Origin of the sequence: Bradyrhizobium septentrionale (assembly GCF_011516645.4) — a bacterium.
Classification (GTDB): Bacteria; Pseudomonadota; Alphaproteobacteria; order Rhizobiales; family Xanthobacteraceae; genus Bradyrhizobium; species Bradyrhizobium septentrionale.
The window spans coordinates 9,716,614-9,737,783 of sequence record NZ_CP088285.1; the positions used below are offsets into that span (position 1 = coordinate 9,716,614).

General features: G+C 60.7%; 21 protein-coding genes. 2 read left to right on the forward strand and 19 right to left on the reverse strand.

Annotated features, from left to right (window positions below; genetic code table 11):
- Window positions 1–106: 106 nt before the first annotated feature.
- The 4 genes from tnpB to HAP48_RS48770 all read right to left on the reverse strand — a co-directional run bounded on the left by tnpB (window position 107) and on the right by HAP48_RS48770 (window position 4,307).
- Window positions 107–460, reverse strand: coding sequence for an IS66 family insertion sequence element accessory protein TnpB (gene tnpB, locus HAP48_RS48755; protein WP_166205730.1), 354 nt, complete (start codon window positions 458–460; stop codon window positions 107–109).
- Window positions 441–887 (reverse strand): IS66-like element accessory protein TnpA, encoded by a 447-nt coding sequence (tnpA, locus tag HAP48_RS48760; protein ID WP_166205731.1) that lies wholly within the window; start codon window positions 885–887, stop codon window positions 441–443. The genes tnpB and tnpA overlap by 20 nt, the downstream gene beginning before the upstream one ends.
- A 79-nt stretch (window positions 888–966) precedes the next feature.
- Window positions 967–2,688 (reverse strand): amidohydrolase, encoded by a 1,722-nt coding sequence (locus tag HAP48_RS48765; protein WP_166208220.1) that lies wholly within the window; start codon window positions 2,686–2,688, stop codon window positions 967–969.
- A gap of 113 nt (window positions 2,689–2,801) precedes the next feature.
- The gene (locus HAP48_RS48770; protein WP_166208223.1) at window positions 2,802–4,307 is read right to left on the reverse strand and encodes an amidase; all 1,506 of its coding nucleotides are present in this window, start codon (window positions 4,305–4,307) and stop codon (window positions 2,802–2,804) included.
- A gap of 507 nt (window positions 4,308–4,814) precedes the next feature.
- On the opposite strand from HAP48_RS48770, the gene HAP48_RS48775 reads away from it, so the two are divergent.
- Window positions 4,815–5,495, forward strand: coding sequence for a TetR/AcrR family transcriptional regulator (locus tag HAP48_RS48775; protein ID WP_166208226.1), 681 nt, complete (start codon window positions 4,815–4,817; stop codon window positions 5,493–5,495).
- Window position 5,496: 1 nt separating this feature from the next.
- On the opposite strand, the gene HAP48_RS48780 is transcribed toward HAP48_RS48775, so the two are convergent.
- From HAP48_RS48780 to HAP48_RS48835, 12 genes are all read right to left on the reverse strand, one after another.
- The gene (locus HAP48_RS48780; protein WP_224496876.1) at window positions 5,497–6,057 is read right to left on the reverse strand and encodes an SCO family protein; all 561 of its coding nucleotides are present in this window, start codon (window positions 6,055–6,057) and stop codon (window positions 5,497–5,499) included.
- Window positions 6,038–7,654 (reverse strand): linalool dehydratase/isomerase domain-containing protein, encoded by a 1,617-nt coding sequence (locus HAP48_RS48785; protein ID WP_166208229.1) that lies wholly within the window; start codon window positions 7,652–7,654, stop codon window positions 6,038–6,040. Before HAP48_RS48785 ends, HAP48_RS48780 begins: the two co-directional genes overlap by 20 nt.
- Window positions 7,655–7,673: 19 nt before the next feature.
- The gene (locus tag HAP48_RS48790) at window positions 7,674–8,126 is read right to left on the reverse strand and encodes a nuclear transport factor 2 family protein (RefSeq protein ID WP_166208232.1); all 453 of its coding nucleotides are present in this window, start codon (window positions 8,124–8,126) and stop codon (window positions 7,674–7,676) included.
- A gap of 117 nt (window positions 8,127–8,243) precedes the next feature.
- Window positions 8,244–9,149 carry an alpha/beta fold hydrolase gene (locus tag HAP48_RS48795; protein ID WP_166208235.1) on the reverse strand — a complete coding sequence of 302 codons (906 nt, stop codon included), beginning with the start codon at window positions 9,147–9,149 and terminating at the stop codon, window positions 8,244–8,246.
- Window positions 9,150–9,203: 54 nt separating this feature from the next.
- On the reverse strand, window positions 9,204–9,905 hold the full coding sequence (locus HAP48_RS48800; protein ID WP_210293149.1) for an ABC transporter ATP-binding protein: 702 nt from the start codon (window positions 9,903–9,905) through the stop codon (window positions 9,204–9,206).
- Between the two features lie 50 nt (window positions 9,906–9,955).
- Window positions 9,956–10,717, reverse strand: coding sequence for an ABC transporter ATP-binding protein (locus HAP48_RS48805; RefSeq protein ID WP_166208238.1), 762 nt, complete (start codon window positions 10,715–10,717; stop codon window positions 9,956–9,958).
- On the reverse strand, window positions 10,714–11,652 hold the full coding sequence (locus tag HAP48_RS48810) for a branched-chain amino acid ABC transporter permease (protein ID WP_166208241.1): 939 nt from the start codon (window positions 11,650–11,652) through the stop codon (window positions 10,714–10,716). Before HAP48_RS48810 ends, HAP48_RS48805 begins: the two co-directional genes overlap by 4 nt.
- Entirely contained in the window at window positions 11,649–12,524 is an 876-nt protein-coding gene (locus HAP48_RS48815) for a branched-chain amino acid ABC transporter permease (protein WP_166208244.1), read from the reverse strand. The genes HAP48_RS48810 and HAP48_RS48815 overlap by 4 nt, the downstream gene beginning before the upstream one ends.
- Before the next feature lie 114 nt (window positions 12,525–12,638).
- The gene (locus HAP48_RS48820) at window positions 12,639–13,790 is read right to left on the reverse strand and encodes an ABC transporter substrate-binding protein (RefSeq protein WP_166208247.1); all 1,152 of its coding nucleotides are present in this window, start codon (window positions 13,788–13,790) and stop codon (window positions 12,639–12,641) included.
- On the reverse strand, window positions 13,787–14,770 hold the full coding sequence (locus HAP48_RS48825) for a zinc-dependent alcohol dehydrogenase (RefSeq protein WP_166208250.1): 984 nt from the start codon (window positions 14,768–14,770) through the stop codon (window positions 13,787–13,789). Before HAP48_RS48825 ends, HAP48_RS48820 begins: the two co-directional genes overlap by 4 nt.
- On the reverse strand, window positions 14,767–15,468 hold the full coding sequence (locus HAP48_RS48830) for an SDR family NAD(P)-dependent oxidoreductase (RefSeq protein WP_166208253.1): 702 nt from the start codon (window positions 15,466–15,468) through the stop codon (window positions 14,767–14,769). The genes HAP48_RS48825 and HAP48_RS48830 overlap by 4 nt, the downstream gene beginning before the upstream one ends.
- A 95-nt stretch (window positions 15,469–15,563) precedes the next feature.
- Window positions 15,564–17,285 (reverse strand): thiamine pyrophosphate-binding protein, encoded by a 1,722-nt coding sequence (locus tag HAP48_RS48835; protein ID WP_166208256.1) that lies wholly within the window; start codon window positions 17,283–17,285, stop codon window positions 15,564–15,566.
- A 178-nt stretch (window positions 17,286–17,463) separates the two neighbouring features.
- Between HAP48_RS48835 and HAP48_RS48840 the strand changes: the two genes are divergently transcribed.
- Entirely contained in the window at window positions 17,464–18,165 is a 702-nt protein-coding gene (locus HAP48_RS48840) for a TetR/AcrR family transcriptional regulator (RefSeq protein WP_166208259.1), read from the forward strand.
- Window positions 18,166–18,264: 99 nt separating this feature from the next.
- On the opposite strand, the gene HAP48_RS48845 is transcribed toward HAP48_RS48840, so the two are convergent.
- The 3 genes from HAP48_RS48845 to tnpC form a co-directional block, all read right to left on the reverse strand.
- A complete protein-coding gene (locus tag HAP48_RS48845; protein ID WP_166208262.1) occupies window positions 18,265–18,711 on the reverse strand; it encodes a nuclear transport factor 2 family protein in 447 nt (148 codons plus the stop codon).
- A gap of 252 nt (window positions 18,712–18,963) precedes the next feature.
- Window positions 18,964–19,527: a zinc-binding dehydrogenase gene (locus HAP48_RS48850; protein WP_338028974.1), complete on the reverse strand. Its 564-nt coding sequence runs from the start codon at window positions 19,525–19,527 to the stop codon at window positions 18,964–18,966.
- 86 nt (window positions 19,528–19,613) lie between these two features.
- Complete coding sequence (gene tnpC / locus HAP48_RS48855) at window positions 19,614–21,149, reverse strand: IS66 family transposase (protein WP_175612385.1); 1,536 nt, start codon at window positions 21,147–21,149, stop codon at window positions 19,614–19,616.
- Window positions 21,150–21,170 lie beyond the last annotated feature (21 nt).

The window sequence follows — 21,170 nt, forward strand, 5'->3', positions numbered from 1 at the left end:
CATGCCGCCGCGTCAACCGGGCTCCCATGTCTTCGTCATGTCTTCGGCCGCGTCATCTGAGAACGGCCATGCCGAAGCCCGATGACGCCGCCCGCATCGAACACGCTCAGCCCACGCTCTGATATTGCCGCACCGGATGACGACGCACCGCCGCGATGTTGATGCCGTCAAGCAGCCAGTGCAGCTCCTCCGTCGTCAGCGTCAGCACCGCCTCCTGACTTCGGGGCCAGTGGAATCTGTCGGCCTCCAGCCGCTTCAGCAGCATCCAAAATCCTGACCGATCATAAATCAGCAGCTTGATCCGGTCGCGGCGACGATTGCAGAACGCGAACACCGCGCGCTGGAACGGATCCAGCCCCATCGACTGCTCGACCACGATCGCCAGGCTGTTGATGCCCGCCCGGAAGTCAATCGGTTCGCGGTGAAGGTAGACCCGAAGATCAGACGCCAGTCGGAACATCGCAACGCCCCAGCGCTTCAATCACCGCCGACAGCAACTGCGCGTCGCCGCCTTCCAGCGAAAGCGTCACGCCGTTGGGCATCGATGCCGTCAGCCGCCCTGCACAGGATCGCTCCGTCGCGCAAACCGCAATCGCGCCAGCAGATCGAGTTGGCGACGGCGACGGCGCGCGAACCGGAATAAAGGCTGGCGCAATCGGCGCCCGCGCCTCCGGCTGGCCATCCCCGTTCTGAAGTTGTCGCTTGGCCACCCACTTGCGCAGCAGGTTCGCGTTCACGCCGTGTTGCAGCGCAAGCCCCGCCAGCGACACGCCAGACTGCAGACAGGCCTCGACCAGCCGCTGTTTGCTGGCCGGATCATAGCGACGCCGGCCATTGCGCAACACGCCGACCGTCTCAAGTCTCAAAGGTTCTTCTGGAGTGATCATCGATCGTGTCCACCTCGCTCATGGTGGACACCTCATCCCATCCCCGCGCTCAACTGCATAGGTGCGTAGAAAGGAGCGCTTACAGTGTATTGGTGTCGAATATGTCCTTGCCACCGAGCACCGTCCGCAAGACTAGGGTCTTCGGAAGGTCGCCGACGTTGCAAGTCTGGGGATTGCGATCGACGATAGCCAAATCCGCCTTGTAGCCCGGCTTCAACGCCCCGATCCCCTCCCATTGCATTAATTTGGCATTGTTGACCGTCCAACCATCCAGGGCCTGCTGCCGGTTGATGGAGTATCCGGGACCGTCATGTCGGCGTCCGGCACCGGCAAACTCGCGTGTCTCGGCAAGCGCCATATGCTCGAACGAACTGGCAGGCCCCCAATCCGAGCCAAGTCCAACGTTGGCACCCGAGTCGAACATTTTGCCGATTGGGACGAGGTACTTGAGGGCTTCCTCACCCAGACGTTCCTGATACATGGCGCCCTTGCCCCAACAAAAGCTGACCGTGCTGGTGAGGTGAAATTTCAGCTCGGCGTATCGTTTGATGGGCTCGTCCTCAATGAAGATGCTGTGCTGGATCACCCACTCCCGCGTCCGCACGTCCCATTGATCAAGGAATGGCTCGAGAAGAGCGAGGAACTCTCGATGCTCCGGTCGGCTACAATTCAGCATGTTCAAGCGAACATTGTTCTTGAGGCAGTATTCAATGGTATCGCGTATCATCGCTTGCGTAAGGAACGCGTGCCCCTTCGTGGGGCGACCACAAGGGTCTTTGTACTCGCCGTCGGTTCGCAGGATACCAGGCCAGCCAGGCCCGGATGGACACAATGAAAGTCCGTTGACACGATATAGCGGATCGCTGGTTTGAATGAGGCTTGCCGCGAGCCCGCAATTCGCGCGAACGCTCGCTTCGGTGATTCCCATACCGAAGTCGAAGGCGTGTTGGGCACCTTCCAAGGTGGCCAGTACGCGCATGCGCAGGTTGTTCGCGTCGCGAACACGTTGATACGCAGCGATGTGGGCTGCATCCATCGCGTGCCCCTCGTAAGCCGCCGTCACGCCTCGGCCGGCGGCCGTCAGTTGCCCCGCAAGAGCGCCTCGGTACCAGAGGTCGTCGGTTGGACGAAACACCTGCGCCGCCACGTGCCCTAGCCAAAAAGGACTGCTGTTATAGTAGTTCGTCACGCCCCCGGTGAAAATGCCGGTAAGCTCACCATCTGCATTCTTCTCGATCGTCACGTTATCGACTTGGTCGGGCAGATCGCGCCCAATGCCGAGTAGTTGCAGCGCCCTGGAGTTCATCGCACAGACGTTTGGCGTTACCGGTGCATAGGCCTGTATCCAGACCGGATGGTCTGGGGCGACCGCATCCAGCTCCCAGCGGTTCGGCAGCCGCCCCTCGGGAAGATCGCGCCATGACCTGCGAATGAAATAATGCGGTTCGCCGACCGGAGTTGTCAGGATCCACTCGCCCCGCGGTATCACCGCCGCTCCCTCGCGTATGCGGGCGAAGATGTCGGCGTGGTTTCGCGCATCATAGAGTTTGATGCAGGGCACGTCGAAACTGCCGAAATGAAGGAAGTGCGGATGATTGTCGATCAGCCCCGGAAGCACGCAGGCGCCTTCTATGTCGATTTGCCGGGCCGAGGATCCTGCAAGGGAACGCATGTCGTCTAGCGCACCCGTCGCAAGTATCATGTCTCCTTCAAGGACGATCGCCTCGTGAGTTTCCCGCCGCTCATTCTGACTCAGCACAGGGCCGCCGTGTATAAGCGTACGCAAAGCTGGCATGGTCATGCCATTGTCTCCTAGGTCTGGATCTCACACTTCAAACGCGCAGCATCGTCCGTCGTGGCTGCCCGCGGCGCCAGGCGTTGACGGTCTCGACTATTTGCTCGCGGCGCGATAACTCACAGGCAGGCTGGTGGTGGCACGAAGCCACCCAGCTCGCGTTCGACAAGCTGAGCAAATCGGAGCGGCGTGCGGTCCTCGAGGAACGGCCCAATCAACTGCACGCCCATCGGCATCTTGTCTACGAACCGCCCGGTGGGTACCGCTGTCGCCGGCAGGTTGGCGCAGACCGCAAGCGACGGCCACTGGAGACCGTCGAAATACGGGCGCGGCTGACCGTCAACGATCATGCTGCGAGCTTCGCACATTGTGACTGGATCGGCCGCGCTGCCGTCGCCGCGATGATCGTGTGCGTATGCGACTGTCGGCATCACTGGACAGATCAAGAGGTCATAGCGCGTGAAGAAATCCCGCCAGATGCGAAAGAGCCGCTCGCGCTGCTCGACTACTTCGAAGTATTCTACATGGCGCCTTGTCACCGCGCGCGCCGCCCGAGCGGGATAACTGGTGGGCGGTCGCTTTGCGGCCGACTCGACGAGCTGCTGCGCCACCTCAGGAGGCAGGCCGCTGGCCATTACCGAGAACAGCGTCGCGATGTAGGTTTCGTAGGCTGCCTGCCAATCGATGTTCGGGCGCGCCTTCTCGTCCACAGTTACGCCAAGACGACGCAGGTCGTCCGCGTAGACGTGCATGACTTCCAGGCAACGCGAATCGACGGCATAAGTGCTGGCGTCGGCCCACAGCGCGACGCGGAAGTCCTTCAGTCGCTCATGACGGCTCGGCGGAATCTTCACGCTCCACGCCGGTCGGCTCAGTTCCGCAGGTGCGGCGAGCACATCCATTGCGAGTTCCAGATCCTCAGCGCTCCGAGCCAATGGGCCGCACACGCCCAACTCGTAGGTCGTGTACTGGCCCGGCATCGGCGGAATGTGCCCTCGTCCAGGCACCACGCCGTAGCTGGGCTTGTGACCGTAGATGCCACAGAAGTGCGCCGGGGTGCGGATCGATCCCCCAATGTCGCTGCCCAGCTCCAGCGGCGCAAAACCCGCAGCTATGGCCCCTGCCGAACCGCCTGACGAGCCGCCGGGCGTTCGCCCTACATCCCAGGGATTGTTCGAGGTTCCGTAGAGCGGATTGTAAGATTGCCAATCGAAGGCGCCCGCGGGCAGATTGGTCTTGCCGAAGATGATGGCGCCTGCCGCCTTGAGTCGCGCCACTGCGTCCGCATCCTGCTGTGGCCAATGGTCCGCGAGGAACGGAAAACCGCAGGTCGCGGGCATACCCGTGACTTCATAGGTGTCCTTGATGGTCATCGGAAGCCCATGCAGCACACCCCGCTCCGACGGCGCCGCGTTGTCCGCCCGACGGGCGGCTGCCAATGCGCCCTCGACGTCACGCGCAACGACTAAGTTCAGTGCGGGATTGTGCCTATCGACCTGCTCAAGGTGCAGGTTCAGCAATTCCACCGCGCCGATGCGGCGCTCGCGGAGCGAAGTGAGCAGCTGCGTCGCGGGATGGAAGTACTGCGGAAGCAGTGTGGAAGCCTTTGTCTCGGTTTTTGACATGAGCGTATCCTCTGTCCAGGTCAATATGGGAGGCGTCTTGCTGGGACGGAGGATCGACAGGAACTCCCTGCCTGTCATCTACCAAACAGGGGATATCGGCTTCGTCTGCCGCGAGCACTCGAACGCTACCGCCGGAGCGCCAACCCCGCTCGCAGTGATTGGTCGCAAATCTCTCGTCCCTGAGGGCACGCCCTCTGCGGTGGGTGTTCGGCAGGTGGCTGACCCGAAAGGCAACCCAGCGTGGTTTTCCGCAAGCTGCCGCATGTTAGGTTGGGAACGTCCAGTCTGCTGCGCGAAGAGCGAAGCGACACTGGAAATTCCGGAAGAAAGCCCGTTCGTAGCCGTCGAGGATCGCCACAGTCCGCATTCGCCCCGCCGACCATGACGACGATGCACAGGTCCGGTAGTCGAAAAACGCAGCGCTGGTCGGGACCATCAAGACGGTTTCTGTGGGTAAGTCAGGGACGTCCTGATTGCGAGATGAAGCCCCGCTGGTAGAGATTCGGCATGAAACACGAACGATCGAACAACCCAAAGAAGCCTGTCTTCACGAGAAGACCTGCGCCTGGCGCACGAGCGCGGACTGACGAACAAAAGACGGATGTCAGAGATAATCTAATCGCGGTAGGACGGCACTTATTCGCTGTCGAAGATCCGTCGACCGTTTCATTGCGAAAGATTGCAGCAAAGACCGGGTACTCGCCAGGCACGGTTTATAAGTATTTCAGAGATCAACACGAGCTGTTTATCGCGATTCGCGAGCAGGACATGTCTCGCGTCGTGGATAATCTGGAAAAGATAGCGAAGCGCATTGCGGACCCCAAAGAGCGGTTGCGGTCGGTCTTTCTTGCAGCTATCCGGCACTGGTTGAAACGCCCCGAGGAGTTCAGAGTCCTGTTTTCAATTCGTCCCGAACAATCCAGCAAGGCCGGCCGCCAGCCGTTCGGACGGTCGCCTGTCGTGCTCAGATCCTATTCGCTTTATCGGCAGTTGGTGGACGACCTGTTCGCTCCTTACGCCACGCCGCCGTGCCCACCTCGGGTAGCGACCGATACCCTAATCGCGGCGACTCACGGCATTATCGCTTTCACCTTGCACACCCACACTCTCGAATGGTCTAGCCCGATCAGGATGGCGGAAGAGGCCCTCGATGCCCTCCTTTCCACGTGGATCCGCAACGAACGCTAATTCATTTCGCCAATGGAGGATGCACCCGGATGTGCCTGCCGATCCGATCGACGAGTTCGTCCTCGTCGTTCGCATCCGTGAAATGCGCGATATACTTGCCGTCAGGTCCGACCAAATAGGTGAAAGCGGTGTGGGGCATTTGATATCCGGCCACATCATCCGGATCCGCCGCGCGCCTCGCGAACACCCTATAGAGTCCCGTGACATGCTCGATGTTGTCGCGGGAGCCGGTCAGCCCAGTGAAGTGCGGAAATTTGTCTTCCAAGAAGGCCCTCATGACCGCCGGAGTATCGCGCTCCGGATCGACTGTGACGTAGAGCGGCCGGAGCTTCGCGGCCAACGGCCCGAGCCGGTCGATCACCCGAGAGAGACGTGAGAGAGCTGCCGGGCACACGGCCCGGCAGTGCGTGAAACCGAAGAACAGCAACATGAATTTGCCGCGATAGCTGCGATCGGTTACGGGAATGCCGTGATGATCGATCAGATCGAAGATACCTCCGACCTGGACGGTCTGCTGGCTGTGCGACTTTCCCCCACAACAGTCAGACATCGCCAAACCCAAGGATGAGCGTGGTCGGCTTCTCCAGCCGCAGAGCTACGGTGAGGACTTGGTCGTGCGCTGTGACGTGCACGGCATCGGCACTCGCGAGCGCTCCGTCTCGACTGGCGGAGACCGCTACGTCATCGACAAAAAGAGTCCAACTTGCGGTCGGCGCCACGGGTCCGATGTCGAGCTCAACATGTAGCAAGTGTGCGTCTCGCGGTTGGAGCGTCGCGACCAAGCATCTCTCGTTTTGATCATACGCAGCGCGCGTTACGTCGACACTGGACGTGATCCGTTGCAGGGCAGGACGGGCAAAATGCTCGCCGGCCCAAGGCTTGTTGTAGAGAGCCCAAAGCCCGTCTGGCACGTTGAGACGAGCATAGGCCAACATCGCGTTGCCGGTCAGCCTGTCCATCCGGATGAGATTGCCGTCCTCGTCGTAGGCTTGATCGCTGCGCGGATAGTAAAGGCCGCCATCGCTCCAGGTCGGCGACATGTGTCGATCGGCATGCGCCAGCATGCCATTGAGGTCTGCGTCGCCCATCTCGGAGAGCAGCATCGCGACATAACCGAAATCCGGCATCGGCCAGGGATAGGCGCGATCCTCGATACCGTCGACCGGACGACCGCTGGCAAGGGTCTCGCGCACCTGCGGCACCACGGAGCTCGGGTAAAGCGATACGAGGCCGTCACGGCCGTACTTCAGGACTCCCCGCAATTGATCTCGATAGATCCCATGCACGAAATCGCGGTTCCACGTATTCATCACCGCACCACCCCATGCGGTCCAACCGACGCTTTTTGGCGGCACGAAATCATCCTGCTCGACGCGCCACCAACCGTGAAACCAGCCTTCCTCCGAGAAGATACCCTTCTTCTCCCAAGCCAGACGATAACTGCGCGTCGTTTCGTCGGCGATAGAGGTCCCCTTGCGCAAATCCGCGAAGCGAAAGCCCAACATCGGAAACTGATTGCAGACGATGAAGACGCAATTCGGCTCGCAGGCGACGCCGAGCCAACCATTCTTGACCATCTGCCAATAGATCACCTCGTTGAGTGTACTGCGGCTGTATTCGAACTTTTCAGGCCCCATCCCCCAGAAGATCGGGTTGTGCACAAACGTCAACGCATCAGGCCGGTCATAGCCATCGTCGTTGAACAGCATGCTGTACATGCCCACCATGGCCGATAGATGCCCGCTATACATGATGTTCTCGCGGACCACCGGATCGACCCAGCCCTTTCGCAGTTCTTTGATGTCGGGATTAACGTAGGGCCCAGACTGGCTCGTATCCTTCCAATATCCCCACACCTCGCGGCGCAACATCTTGCGGATCAGTTTGTCGAAAGTGCCGCGAAATACCGCCGGCGCCGCGGGCAGTCGATGATAATGAGCCAAGCCGATCGCATAGGCCATCTGCGCAAGCTGATAGCGGTAGGAATCGAGCCATTCCTGTCCTGGATCCGGTATACCCATCTTCGACCATTCGCCATCGGGCTGATCGGCAAGATTCTGGATATGGCGCAGATGGCCGAGTTGCAGCGGATCGAGGAGAGGAAATCGCGAAACGTCGGGCGCCTTCCGATTGATTTTTCCTAGCTCTGAAACCGGCATGTTGTCGCTCCTTCGGTTCCTAAATGTGGTCGAGATCGCGGAATGGAGCCTGCTCTCCCTCTGGCATCAGGCTTCGGTCGTAATATTCCGAACACCGGGTTATTTTGCCGTCCTCTGCTACGGCTAATACCGCGCACAGACGAGCACGATAGGCCTTGCCTGTGGCAATCACCTTGCCTCCGCCGAGGCTTTCCCCGTCGAAGGTCCCCTCTCCGATCGCTTGAACCACCACGACGGAATCGCCGGCGATGAATCTCTCTGGAGCCACTCGAAAGCCGGAAATGGCCCGGTGCCAAAGCTGATGATGAAGTCTCATGAAATCGCGGCCGCGACGCAACGCGCCGAAGGCCGCGTCCAGGTATTCACCATCTTCTCTGAACAGGTGCGCGAACTCATCGGCATTCGACTTGTTCCATCCGTCGACCCAAGACCGGCCGATATTCTCCAGTGTCTGTTTGTCCAATTTGGTCACGCTATGCTTCCTCCTTAGTCGTCATCATTGGTGCCTGGAGGACGATTAGAGGTCATCGGACCTTCGGTCGCCCGGTTTGGATCGTCTTTGCCTATCGAAAAGATAAAGATTGTTCTCCTATGACAGCGAATCGAGAAAGCGCAGCAGAGCTTCGTTTACTTCCACGGGAGCTTCCTGCTGCACCCAATGACCTGCACTTTCTATGAGTACCGTTCCCCGCCAATCAATGAGATTGGACGGCAATCGTTGGGTGCTTTGATCGCTCCATTGCACGACCGCATCGCGCTTCCCGCCGATGAACAGGGCCGGCACCGAAATCTTGGCTGCGTCGAACGGAGCGAGAAGCTCCACGTTTCGGTCGACGTTCCGATACCAGCTCAGACCGCCCCGAAAGCCGCTTCGACGATAGGATTTCGAATAGATCTCCAGGTCCTCCTCGGACAGCCAGGCCGGAAGCTCGTGCGGTTCGGCAAGGCTTTCCACGAAGGTGCATCCTTGGGGCACTAACGTATTCCAGCGCTCGGGCTCCGGCGGATCGCCGGAAAGCGTGTAGAACATCCGCCTTAGCGTCAGCTTGGTGTCTTTTGCCAGTTCTGCGGGAACGTCCGGCTGTTGGAAATACAACATATAGAACCCGTCATTGCCTCGGGCTCGCATGACCTGAAGAAGGCTCGTTGAAGAGCGCGGCGTGTACGGGACACTCAATCCGGCGACACCGCGAACGCGATCCGGCCGCATCAAGGCAGTATTCCAAGCGACCGGCGCCCCCCAATCGTGACCAATCACGACAGCGTTCGGGAGTTCTAGCCCGTCCAACACGCCGACCACGTCGCCGACCAGATGCAACATTGTGTAGTCATCGATGCGCTCGGGGGCCGACGTTTCACCGAAACCGCGCATGTCCATCGCGATGACCCGGTAGCCGGCTTCAACAAGCGCAGGGATCTGATGTCGCCAGGAGTACCAGGTCTCGGGAAACCCGTGACAGAGAATGACCGCGGGGCCGCGGCCGGCCTCGGCCACGTTCCGTTCGCTTTGATTGTCCGATGATCGATGCTTATCACCTGAGCCTCTATCCTACATCCCGAGATATGCACGCTTCACGTCATCGCTTTGCAGCAAGTCAGATCCGGACCCCGACTTGAGGATCCGGCCGGTCTCTACGACATAACCGACATCGGCAATCGCCAGGGCTGCGCGCGCATTCTGCTCGACCAGGAGAATGGTGATGCCTTCCTGCCGCAACCGATCCACCACTCGCAAGATCTCCGCGGCGAGAAGCGGAGCAAGTCCAAGCGAAGGTTCGTCGAGCAACAATAGCTTCGGCTCACCCATCAACGCGCGTGCGATCGCAAGCATCTGTTGCTGACCGCCGGAAAGCGTTCCAGCTGGTAGCTTGCGCTTCACCTTCAGGACAGGGAAAAGCGAATACGCCTGCTCCATGCGTTGGTCGAGTTGAGCGTTTTGTCGGCGATAGGCACCGAGAAGGATGTTGTCCTCGACGGACATCGGGCCGAATACCTGGCGCCCTTCCGGCGCCTGGCAGATGCCGAGTGCCACGCGCTTGTGAGACGCAAGTCGCGAGATATCGACGCCATCGAAGCGGATCGTCCCGGTGGCTGCACGATGAACTCCGGAGAGCACGCGCAGGAGCGTCGTCTTGCCCGCGCCGTTCGCACCGACGAGGGCGACCAGTTGCCCTCTTCCCACCGAGAAATCGAGACCATGCAGCGCTTCGATCGGCCCATATCTCGCTTTAAGACCTCTGACTTCGAGCAGCGGCTTGTGGCCTATGGAAGCCGCTTTCGATTCCAGTACGTGCATGGCGCTCATGCTGCGGCTCCGAGATAGGCCGCCACGACCTGCGGGTCCGCCCGCACTTCTTCCGGTCGTCCTTCGGCAAGCTTTCTGCCGTAGTCGAGCACAAGAATCCGTGTCGATACCCGCATCACCAGCTTCATGTCGTGTTCGACCAAGACGATAGTCACGCCCGTCGCAGCGATGCGTTCGATCAGGACGGAGATTTCTTCGGTCTCGACGTGATTGAGACCGGCCGCCGGCTCATCGAGGAGCAGTATCTTTGGCTTCGCGGCCAGAGCCCGCGCTAGTTCCAGGCGCTTCAACGCTCCATAGGGCATTTGCGATGCCTGCGCCTTGCGATATTGGGACAGCCCGACGAACCCCATCAATGCATCCGCTTCTTCGCGTAGCCCGGCATCTTGCCTGCGTATATGCGGGAGGTGCAGCAACGCGCTCACGAAGCCCGGATCCAGACGAATATGACCGCCAATCATCACGTTCGAAATGGCGTCCATGTTCATGCAAATCTGGAGATTCTGAAATGTGCGGCTAAGCCCGAGTTCTGCAAGCCTGTCAGGCGATTGGCCGGATGTAGGCTCGCCGATCATGGTAATGGTGCCGGCGGTAGGTACATAGATGCCCGACAGCAGGTTGACGACGGTCGTCTTCCCTGCCCCGTTTGGCCCGATGATAGAGTAGATGGATTCGGGTTCCACGGTGAACGAAAGATCATCGACCGCCGTGACGCCACCGAATCGCTTTGACAGGCTCCTGACCTCTAGCGCGTTCATGACTGTAGCCTCGCCATTCGATCGCGTACGGTCGGTACGAGCCCGTTGGGCATGAAGATCATCGTAGCAACCAGGATGATGCCGAACACGATCGTCTCGCCGCCCTGGAAGGCCGAAAGCGCCTGCGGAAGCACGGTCAGCATGACCGCGCCGATCAACGATCCGACAATGGAAGCCATGCCTCCTACGATTACCATCGCCATTAGGAGTATTGAGCGAACGAAGCCGGCACTATCGGGCGTCGCGAACTCCAGGTAGTGGCCCTCAAGACTGCCCATGACGCTCGCAACCACCGCGGAGAGTACGAATACCTTCACTTTCACGCTGGTGACGTCGATGCCGGCAACTCGGGCCGCCACCTCCGATCCATGGATTGCCTGCAATGCCCGGCCGGCGGGCGAATGCACGAGGTTTGTTGCTGCCCACACGGCGATCAGCAGAAGAGCGGACACGAGAAGATACCAGTTGCGGTCACCTCTCAGTTGCCATTGGCCAATCGCGAACGCCGGAACGGACATGCCGTCCGACCCGCCCGTGTATTGCGTCTCGTTGTTGAGCACGATCGAGATGATGATGCCCAAGCCGAGCGTCGCCATCGCCAGGTGGTGGCCCTTCAGGCTCAATATCGGGCGTGCGATCAGGAACGCCAGAAGCCCGGTACCGGCAGCACCGATCCCAAGCGCGACGAGCGGCGCCCAACCGGCATGCGTCGCGAGGACCGCGGAGGCGTATGTGCCGAGGCCCAGAAAGCCCGCATGGCCGAGGCTGATCTGTCCGGTGTAGCCGAACAGCAGGTTCAACCCGATCACGACGACGGCGTTGATGATCGTTCTAATCGCCAGGTCGTAGACGAAGGCGTTCGGTCCCAACAAGGGGAAGATCGCCAGTCCCGCGGCCAGGAGTCCAATTCCGGCGAAGCGTGATGAGATGGTCATACCCGGTCCGATGTCTTGGCACCGAGGAGACCGTGCGGTGCGAGCAGGAACAGCAGGATAATCAGGACGAAGGCGACCGCGTCCTTGTAGGCGGCGGAAATGTACGCAGCCGTCATCGACTCGATGACGCCGAGGGCCAAGCCGCCAACGACCGCGCCGACCGAGCTACCCAGGCCGCCAAAGGCGGCAGCGACGAAGCCCTTGAGGCCCAGCATCGTGCCGGCGCTATAGCTCGTGAAGGTGATAGGGGCGAGCAGCACGCCTCCGATCGCACCCAGCGCCGCCGATAAGGCGAACGAAAACGTCAAGACTCCCATCGTGTTGATACCGACGAGCTGAGCGGCCAGCCGATTGTGCGAAGTGGCCACCAGAGCCTTCCCGTGCATAGTCGAGTTGAAATACCAGAACAGGGTGATCACGATGACGAGTGAGATCCCCATGATCCAAAGCGCCTGTGGAGCCAGGGCTGCACCGAGGACATTCAGAGGGCGGTCGTCGGAAAGCCCAGGCAAGGCATGGTTTCCTTTGCCTAGTCCGATCTCGACGGCCCCGCGGATTACCTGGCCCGCTCCGAGCGTGATGATGATCAGCGAAGTCATCGAAGTCGTACGCGCCGGCTCAACCGCGAACTTGGCCATGGCAAAACCGACGAGCGTGGTGAACGCGATGGCGATCGCAAGCGAACTCAATAATGGAAATCCGGCGGCGACCAAGGCCGAAGCCGTCATCGCGCCGAGCATGATGAATTCGCCCTGGGCGAAATTGATCATTCCGCTCGCATTATAGACAAGGGTGTAGCCGAGCGCCGCGAGTGCGTAGGTCGCCCCCACGGTCAGGCCTGCAAGCAGGAACTGAAGGAATTGCGATAGCATTGGTTGCTCCATAGGGGCCGAAGGGGAGCTCTTCGGCGCGCACGCACCGGGTCGCTACGTCGGCCCGCCGGCATCCGGCTTGAGGCACATCGGCGAGCTGACCCGCGCGCGGGATTAGCTTACCGGTACGAACTTCCCGTCTTTGACGACGTGCATCCGCAAGGACTCCAGTGCAAGACCGAGATGGTCCGTCTCGGACATAGTGAACACGCCATTGAGGCCGGGAAGTTTGCGCGTTTCCTCGATCGCTTGGCGTACCTTTGCCTTATCGGTCGACCCTGCACGGCGGATCGCATCGATCGCGATGATGATGGCATCGTAGGCATTGCCCGCGAACGGCGACGGAGCTTCCTTGTACATCTCCTTGTAGCCGGCATAGAAGCCGTCGATCACGGGCTTTTGCGGGTCGTTGGCCGCGACGCCTTCCGGAATGATGAAACCGGCCGTGGGCATGCGCGCCCCCTCGGAGGAGCTGCCCGTCAGGTTCAGGAATTCCTGATTGACGACAGCGTGCGGGAGGTACAGCGGCAGCTTGATATCCAACCTTGCCTTGTTCTTGACCGCCATCGCCGGGCTGGTGCCGGCGCCGCAGAAGATCAAGAGAGCCTCGACGCCTGGCGCATTCTTGATGGTCGTGAGCTGCGGTGTAACGTCGGTGTCTTTCGGGCCGTACTTTTCATCGGCTATTATGGTGATTCCGTAACCGGCGGCATTCTCCAGAATTTCCTTGCGGCCGGATTGGCCGAATCCGGCGGTTTCCGATAGAAGACCGATCTTCGTGTGGCCCTTTGCCTTCATGTCCTGAAGGATGCGCAGCGCGACCTGACGATCGGTATGTGGTGTCTTGAACACCCACTTCTTCACGGGATCGACGATCGGGAGGCCACCACCGACCGAAATGTAGGGAATTTCGGCACGTTCGACCAACGGGATCATTGCCATCGCGTTAGGGGTAATGGTTCCGCCGATCACGAGATCGACGTGATCCGCTTCGATCAGCCGCTTGGTGAGCGAGCTCGCCCGCGCAGGTTCGGATGCATCGTCATACGAAACGAGTTCGACCCTGCGTCCCAGAAGACCACCCCCGTCATTGATCTTCTTGACGTAGAGCTCCACGGCCTTCTGTTCCGGATCACCGATGAAGCCGACGACGCCCGTCGTGGACAACAGAACGCCGATCTTGATGGGATCGTCCGCCGCGTTCGCCGCCTGGGACGCAGCAATCACGGCCATCGCCGCAACGATTTTCTTCAACACTGCCTTCATTTTTCCCTCCCCGGTTGGATCCGCTCTTCCGTCGGATTAGTGATACTGAAATGCACCTTGATGCAGGCCGGATCGGCGGTCCCCGTCAAAAGGGCGGCGAACGCGTCCGCACTGCGGTCGAACGGCACCGAAGCGATCCAGCGCGTATCGAGGCTTTTTGCCAAATCTACCGCCTCGACGAATTCGTCGTGCGAATAGGCGAATGATCCTCTTATCGTGCGCTCGCCGGCGACGACCGGGCCGCCGGCGACGGCGAACTCGGGAGCATGCAAGCCGACCAGGACCGCTGTGCCTCCCGGACGGACGTTTTCCACGGCATTCCGACGCGTCGTAACGGCGCCGACGGTGTCAATGACCGCCTCGTAAACGCTCTCCGCCATCTCGGTCGCGATATCTGCGCCGCAGCGCAAGGCCATTGCCCGTCGTTCAGGGGCGATGTCAGTGACCGTGATATTGGTGACCCGGTTCTCCTTAAGTACGTGAAGCAGCGACATGCCGATGGGTCCGGCTCCCAAGACAGCGACGTCGCGTTGCGGCATCGGCGACAGTCGCCAGGCGTGTAGCGCCGTCGCGATCGGTTCGACCATCGCGGCACGCGTCGGGTCGAGCGTGCCGACCTCGACGAGGTTGCTGGCCGGCACCAAGACGCTTTCGGCAAATGCCCCGTTGCGATGAACGCCCAGTACTTGGCGTTTCTCGCAGAGATGGCGGCGCCGCTCGCGACAGGCGCGACATTCGCCGCACGAGAAGATCGGATTGGCGACGACGAGCGCACCGTCCCGCTGCCTGCGGCCGACGAATTCATGTCCGATGGTCAGGCCTACCGGGAGCGGTGGCCGACCGCTTCTGACCGCACCGAGATCGGTGCCGCAGATACCGGCGACCAGCACGTCGACGATCTCCTCACCTGCTGCCGGTTGCGGCGCAGCAACGTCGGCGAAGCGGACCGAGTGTTCGCCTGCGTAGGATAGCGCCTTCATGAAGCGGTCCTCGAAGGAGCCGACCTGGAAGCTAGGCTAGGATAGCGACGGTTGAGCGCGCCGCCGTCGACGTAGATGGTGTCGCCTGTGATATAGCTTGCTTCATCGGACGCCAGAAACGCCGCGACTGCCGCTACCTCGTCCGGCTGACCGGGACGGCCAAGCAAGATGTTGTCTACGAACTCGGCCCGGGCTTGCGGCAGCGAAAGCAACCGGCTGACCATGGGCGTTTCGGTGAGGCCGGGACCGACGCCGACGACGCGGATCTTGTGCGCAGCCAATTCCATGGCTGCAACTCGCGTCAGCATGGCCGCGCCGGCTTTGGAAGCACAGTAGGCGGACAGGCCTTCACCGGGCTGCTCGGCATTGGTGGAGACGAAGTTCACGATGACGCCACCACGCGCTTTCATTTGCAGCGCCTGATATTTGCAGCACAGGAATAGTCCAGTGAGATTGACGTCTTGCACGCGCTGCCACTGCTCAAGCGTCTGGTCGGTCAACGCCACGCTGACCCCGACTCCCGCAGCATTGATGCCGATATCCAGACGCCCGAACGACTTCGCGATTGCATCTGTCGCATTCGCGACGGCGGCCTCGCTGACAACATCAGCGGCGAGAGCCAGCCCTTCGTCGTCCAATATTGCTACGGTAGCCTTCGCTGCGTCGAGGTCGCGATCGACTACGGCGACCCGCCCCATCTTGCGACAGTCGGCGCGCGACGGCCTGGCCCATGCCGGACCCGCCGCCGACCACCATCGCGACTCTGCCGTCCAAACGACGGTTTGATGCCATGTCATACCTCCAGGATGTCGGCATAGGGAACGCGCGCCTTGCCTTCGGGACTGCGAAGACCTTCCGCGGCGCGTCCCATGAAGCGCTGCGTGATCGGGTTCATCACAGGCTTGGTCATCACGTTGACGCAGGCCGGCCGGTTCGTGGCGAGCGCCCGCTTCAACGCGGGCCCCAATTCCTCGACCTTCGTCACGTATTCCGCGTGCGCTCCGAACCCTGCCGCCGCGAGATCGTAACGCGTTGCTGCGAGTTCGGAAGCCACGCGCTTGCCGGGGCCAAAGATCAGATCTTGGCCGTGAGCCGACATGCCCCACTGCTGGTCGTTGTTGACCACCACGACCACCGGGAGATTATGGCGCACCATGGTGTCGAATTCCGCGAAGTTGAACCCCACGGCACCGTCGCCGGAGAAGCAGATCACGCGCTTGTCGGGATGGGCGACCTGCGCGCCGACCGCGAGCGGCATACCTTCGCCCATGATTCCCATGTAGCCGTGACCGAGCCAGCGGCCCGGTTTGCTGCTTGCAGCGAAGCCATCGAACCAGGCCGGAGTTTCGCCGCCGTCGAGCACGAAGATCGCGTCTGGCGGAGCTGCCGAGGCGAGAGTGGACGCCAGCACCCCGGGAGTGAGGCCGTCGCCGGGACCGGGGAGCGGAGGCTTCGGCGCATTGTCCCCGCGCAGACCGGACAGCCACTCGCGGCGGTCGGGCCACGGACCATTGCCCGCCTGCTCGATCAACGCCTCCAGCAATTGCCGACAATCGGAGACCACGCCGAGTTCGACATCGCGCACCCGACCGATCTCTTCGGCCGCAATATCGACCTGGATGATCTTGGCATCGGCCGGAATGACGGACTTGCGACGCCCTCCGGTATAGAGGCCGAGCCGCGCGCCCAACAGCAGAACGACGTCGGGCTGCCCCGCTCCGCGCGCAGCCGCCGCGCCCAGCGTTCCAAAACCTCTGACCCAGAGGGGATTGTCAGTCGCCAGTGCTCCACGCGACTTGTTGTTGGTCGCAACGGGAATGCCGGCGAGTTCGGCAAAACGCGTCAGCAGACCGGCGCCTCCCGAATAGGCCACGCCGCCGCCCGCGAGTATGACTGGACGTTCTGCATTTCGCAGCAATTCGAGCGCGGTCGCCACAGCGGCCTTCGATGGCGAGGGCCGCGATATCTTTGCTTCGCCATTCGGATATGCGAGATCGCTCACTTCGACCAGAGCGAACAGCACATCGCTTGGAAGATCCAGATAAACGGGGCCGGGGCGCCCCTCCCGCGCGATGTGGAACGCCCGCCCGAGAAGATCCGGTAGCCTCTCGACGTGCGTGACACGATGGCACCACTTGGTGATGCCACCCATCACTGATAATTGGTCGTAGCCGCTATTGACCGGCAGCGCGTCAAAATCCCGCAATGGTGGCGCACCGCCGAGAAACACGCTTGCGACGCAGTCGGAATAGGCGTTGGCGATGGCTGTGACCACGTTTGTGATGCCGCCACCTGCGGTGACCATGGCCACGCCGACCTTTCCGGTCGTTCGCGCGTATCCGGTCGCGGCGATTCCAGCCGCCTGCTCGTGTCGGTGATCGATGATGCGCAAGCCTTCGGCCACGGCTGCTTGGTAGACGCAGTCGAGGTGACCGCCATGCAGCGTGAAGATGGTGTCGACGCCAAACCGCTTTAGTGTCGCGACCAACGCCTGGCCGCCATCGATTTGAGCCACCGCGAGCCTCCCGTCGTTCTTTTCAGATGGCGGCGTCAACCGCCAGAGTTTCCAAACCTTATCTGAACGCGTTCAATAATGTCAATCGATATATGAACGCGTTCATTTATTATGGCAGGACCTGTTGCAGTGTGACTTCCTCAGCGCATAGAAAGAGGCGGCACATCCAGAGGTTCACTTGAGCAAGACACGTCAAACCAAGCTTGCGACGGCACGACGAGTGCCGCGATCCCGCGCCAACACGGCCAAGGCTAAGAACGACCTCCGTGCGGCCTTCATCAAGGCCGGTCGCAAACTGTTGGCTGATCGAGGATCAAACGACGTATCTCTGCGCAGTATCGCGGCAGCGGCCGGCTATTCGCCAGGAACCATCTACCAATACTTTGACGATCATCGCGCGCTGCTGCTTGCGATCCGCGAAGAGGACATGCTTTCGGCCGTCGTAGCTTTCGAGGGAATCGCCGCGAGCGAGCCGGACCCCGAGCAACGCGTGATCAAGGTCTTCCTTGGAGTAGCGCATTACTGGCTCGACAATTTCGACCACTATCAAACGCTGTTCTCTCTTCCGCCGCACAAAGTTATAGTCAAGGACGCAGCCGGAATTCCCTTCGGACGCTCCCCGATCGTGGTACGTTCCTATTCTCTTTACGATCGAATAGTCAGGGATCTACTCGCGGCTTACGGCTCTCCCTCGATAGACGCCAAGTGCGCGGTTGATAGTCTGATCGCCGCCGTGCACGGCATCGTCGTGTTTCCAATCTATACGCGTACGATGGACTGGACGGAGCCGTTGATGATGGTTGAATTCGTAGTCCGATCAATGATCATTTCGTGGCGGCAAGCGGGCCGACTACTTGTTGCGAACGACCTATCGACCTGACAGTGATGGTGAAGGAACGCCGTCAATACCGAGCGCAGCATTCTTTGCCCCCCGCAGCTCAATTGCCACGACGCGCCGTCGAAACCCCTACTGCCAAGCTTACTGCAAACCGCGGGGGTCGTCGGCGTATGGTGTTGTCGCCCCGTCTGGCATGATCGAGCGATCGTAATATTCAGTACATGTCTTAACTTGACCGTCGTCATCAAGATCGAGCACGATCACGACGCGCGCCTTGAATCGCTTGTGAGTCGGCTGAATAGCGTTTTCTCCAGCTCCCAGTGGCTCGCCGTCGAACGTTCCCGTCGCCTCGTACTGGATAACTGCGGTTTGGCCGTCCACGAGCACGCGCTCGACGTTTGCTCTAAAATCAGGTACCGCCGCGTGCCACTTCTTGTGATGCAGTCGAACGAAGTCTCGCCCTTGGCGCGCCAATCCGAACGCTGGATCAATATAGCGACCGTTTTGGGTGAACAGCCGTGCGAAAGCATCCGAATTGGGCTTCTGTAACTGATCGAGCCAGTGTCTGGCAACTTGTTCGACGTTCATGGGGGCAAACCTCTAATTGGAGTCTCGGCCGTTTATGCGTCGCTGGCATGACGTTCCGTTCGGTGCGATACCCGGAGACGACATGATGGGATGGCGACAAATTGGGTCGCGTTCTTAAGGAAGGTTGGCGCCGCTGCAGTTTGTTTTGAACCGGGTCGTTCGAACTAACGTGCCACTTCTTTTGGCAGATCACATTGGCGGTTTCGGCCAAAACAATTGGCAAAACGCATCACGATTGCGAAAGTGTCACCTTCAGATTCTCACGACGACTTTTCCGACGGCGTTTCGGTCGGCAAGTATCCGGATAGCTTTGCCGCCGTCGTGCAAGGAGAATTCAGCGGTGATGCCGGGGGACAGGATGCCTTCCCGGTACCAGCGGTGAAGTTCCCGGCGGTTAGCGTCATTTCGCGGACCTTGCTGCAATAAGAAAGTCCGCCAATTGATCCCGAGCACGTCGCAGTTTTTCAGGAGAGGAAGATTGAGGGGCAGTGAAGGAATACCCCCTGTAAAGCCGAGCACAAGGTATCTGCCCCCTTCCGCCAAGCAACGGATGGCGGTTTCACTCAACCAACCGCCCACAGGATCGATCACCACGTCGGCGCCGCGCGTGCCAACCGAGTTCTTCAAGACAGTAGCTACTTCTCGGCGGTCTTCAGGGGCCACGCACGGGTAAATGACGCCACCGCCGGCGCCGTGCCGGCGGGCGAAGTTGACCTTCTCCTCCGACGAGGCCGCGGCGACGACATGGGCTCCGAGATTGCGCGCCACCTGCACCGCCGCGATGCCTACCCCACCGCCCGCTCCCAACACGAGCACGGTCTTGCCAGCTTCCAGATGCGCGCGAGTATGGAGGTACGCATCCGGTCAGCACCCCGGGCAGGCGCGCCGGTCAGCCGTGGCGCTCAGGCGGCAGCCGCTGTGGACTGTTGGGTCGCCTTCCAATTCCACGGGAGCAGGTCGGCGACTTTGTTGACGGGGTGATCTGGAAGCCTGGCCAACACATCCGCGAGCCAGGCTTGCGGATCAACGTCGTTCATCTTGCAGGTTTCGATCAGGGTATAGACGGCGGCGGCGCGATGGCCGCCGGCATCTGAACCGGCGAAGGTCCAATTTCGTCTTCCGACAGCCACACCGCGTAACGCTCGTTCGGCAGCGTTGTTCGAGAGGCAGACGCGACCATCGTCCAGGAAGCGGGTGAACGCCGCCCAACGGTTGAGCAGGTAGTTGATCGCCTTTGCAGTATCGTTGCCTGATGAGAGCAAGGTTCGCTGCTGACGCATCCAGATTTCGAGATCGGCGACGATCGGCCTCGACTTATCACGACGTACCGCAAGCCGCTGTTCCGGCGTTTTGCCGTTGATGGTGCGCTCGATCTCGAAAAGGATATCGATGCGTCGCACGGCCTCGCTGGCAATCGGCGCCTCTCCAGATTTCGCCAAGTCGAAGAACTTTCTGCGGCCGTGGCTCCAACAGGCCGCTTCAAGGATCGGAGCTGGCTTCCTTTGGGCCTTGTAGAGCTGGTTATACCCATCGAAGGCATCGGCCTGCATGAGGCCGACATAGCCGGCAAGATGGCTTTGCGGGTGTTCTCCAGCCCGGTTGCGTGAGTAGTAGAACAGGGCCGCCGGCGGATCCGTGCCGCCAAACGGCCGGTCATCGCGAACATAGGTCCAGATCCGGCCGGTAACCGTCTTGAGCTTGGCCAGCACCGGCACCGTCGTATCGTCGCCGTGGATGCGTTCCGCGCTCATGACGTGGATCCGGATCGCCTCAATGATGGGATCGAGTGCCACCACGCAGGCGCCGATCCGATCCGCCAGGGTCGAGACGTCGATCTCGATCCCTTCGCGGGCATAGGTCTTGCTCTGTCGGTTCAACGGCTGGTGCAGCAGGAACTTGTTGACCAGCACCATCGCCAGCAGGCTCGGCCCGGCAAAGCCTCGCGGGATCGGATGGGAGGGCGCCGGCGCCTCGGTGATTGCCTCACAATCCCGGCAGGAGAACTTTTCGCGGACATGCTCGATAATCTTCCAGCGCCGTGGCTCACATTCCAGGGTCTTCGATACCACCTCGCCGAGCTTGTGCAGTCGCTCGCTGCCGCACTTGCCACATACGCAAGGAGCGGGTTCGACGATGCGTTCGATCGGTAGATTGTCCGGCAACGGACGTCGCGGCGGCCGTGGATTTTGCACGCGCTGCTGTTTGGCGGCTTCCGGCGCTGCGAGCTCGGCCTTGGTTTCCTGCTCAGCCTGGGTCTCTTCAAGATCCTCGATGGCGAGTTCGAGCTGCTCGACCAGCAGCTTGCCGCGCTCAGAAGATTGCCCGAACTGTTCTCGCCGTGCCTTGGCCAGCATCAGCTTCAGCCGCTCGATCTCCAGCCGGCCGACGGTCACCTCGCTCTTCGCCAGCGTCAGCTGCTCGCGCTGCGCAATGATCATCGCGTGTGCTGCGGCAAGGTC

Excerpts from the sequence above, each read along its gene's own strand:
- tnpB (WP_166205730.1), bottom strand. The coding sequence starts at position 460 with ATGTTCCGACTGGCGTCTGATCTTCGGGTCTACCTTCACCGCGAACCG.
- tnpA (WP_166205731.1), bottom strand. The coding sequence starts at position 887 with ATGATCACTCCAGAAGAACCTTTGAGACTTGAGACGGTCGGCGTGTTG.
- HAP48_RS48765 (WP_166208220.1), bottom strand. The coding sequence starts at position 2,688 with ATGACCATGCCAGCTTTGCGTACGCTTATACACGGCGGCCCTGTGCTG.
- HAP48_RS48770 (WP_166208223.1), bottom strand. The coding sequence starts at position 4,307 with ATGTCAAAAACCGAGACAAAGGCTTCCACACTGCTTCCGCAGTACTTC.
- HAP48_RS48775 (WP_166208226.1), top strand. The coding sequence starts at position 4,815 with ATGAAACACGAACGATCGAACAACCCAAAGAAGCCTGTCTTCACGAGA.
- HAP48_RS48785 (WP_166208229.1), bottom strand. The coding sequence starts at position 7,654 with ATGCCGGTTTCAGAGCTAGGAAAAATCAATCGGAAGGCGCCCGACGTT.
- HAP48_RS48805 (WP_166208238.1), bottom strand. The coding sequence starts at position 10,717 with ATGAACGCGCTAGAGGTCAGGAGCCTGTCAAAGCGATTCGGTGGCGTC.
- HAP48_RS48810 (WP_166208241.1), bottom strand. The coding sequence starts at position 11,652 with ATGACCATCTCATCACGCTTCGCCGGAATTGGACTCCTGGCCGCGGGA.
- HAP48_RS48815 (WP_166208244.1), bottom strand. The coding sequence starts at position 12,524 with ATGCTATCGCAATTCCTTCAGTTCCTGCTTGCAGGCCTGACCGTGGGG.
- HAP48_RS48820 (WP_166208247.1), bottom strand. The coding sequence starts at position 13,790 with ATGAAGGCAGTGTTGAAGAAAATCGTTGCGGCGATGGCCGTGATTGCT.
- HAP48_RS48825 (WP_166208250.1), bottom strand. The coding sequence starts at position 14,770 with ATGAAGGCGCTATCCTACGCAGGCGAACACTCGGTCCGCTTCGCCGAC.
- HAP48_RS48830 (WP_166208253.1), bottom strand. The coding sequence starts at position 15,468 with ATGGGGCGGGTCGCCGTAGTCGATCGCGACCTCGACGCAGCGAAGGCT.
- HAP48_RS48845 (WP_166208262.1), bottom strand. The coding sequence starts at position 18,711 with ATGAACGTCGAACAAGTTGCCAGACACTGGCTCGATCAGTTACAGAAG.
- tnpC (WP_175612385.1), bottom strand. The coding sequence starts at position 21,149 with ATGATCATTGCGCAGCGCGAGCAGCTGACGCTGGCGAAGAGCGAGGTG.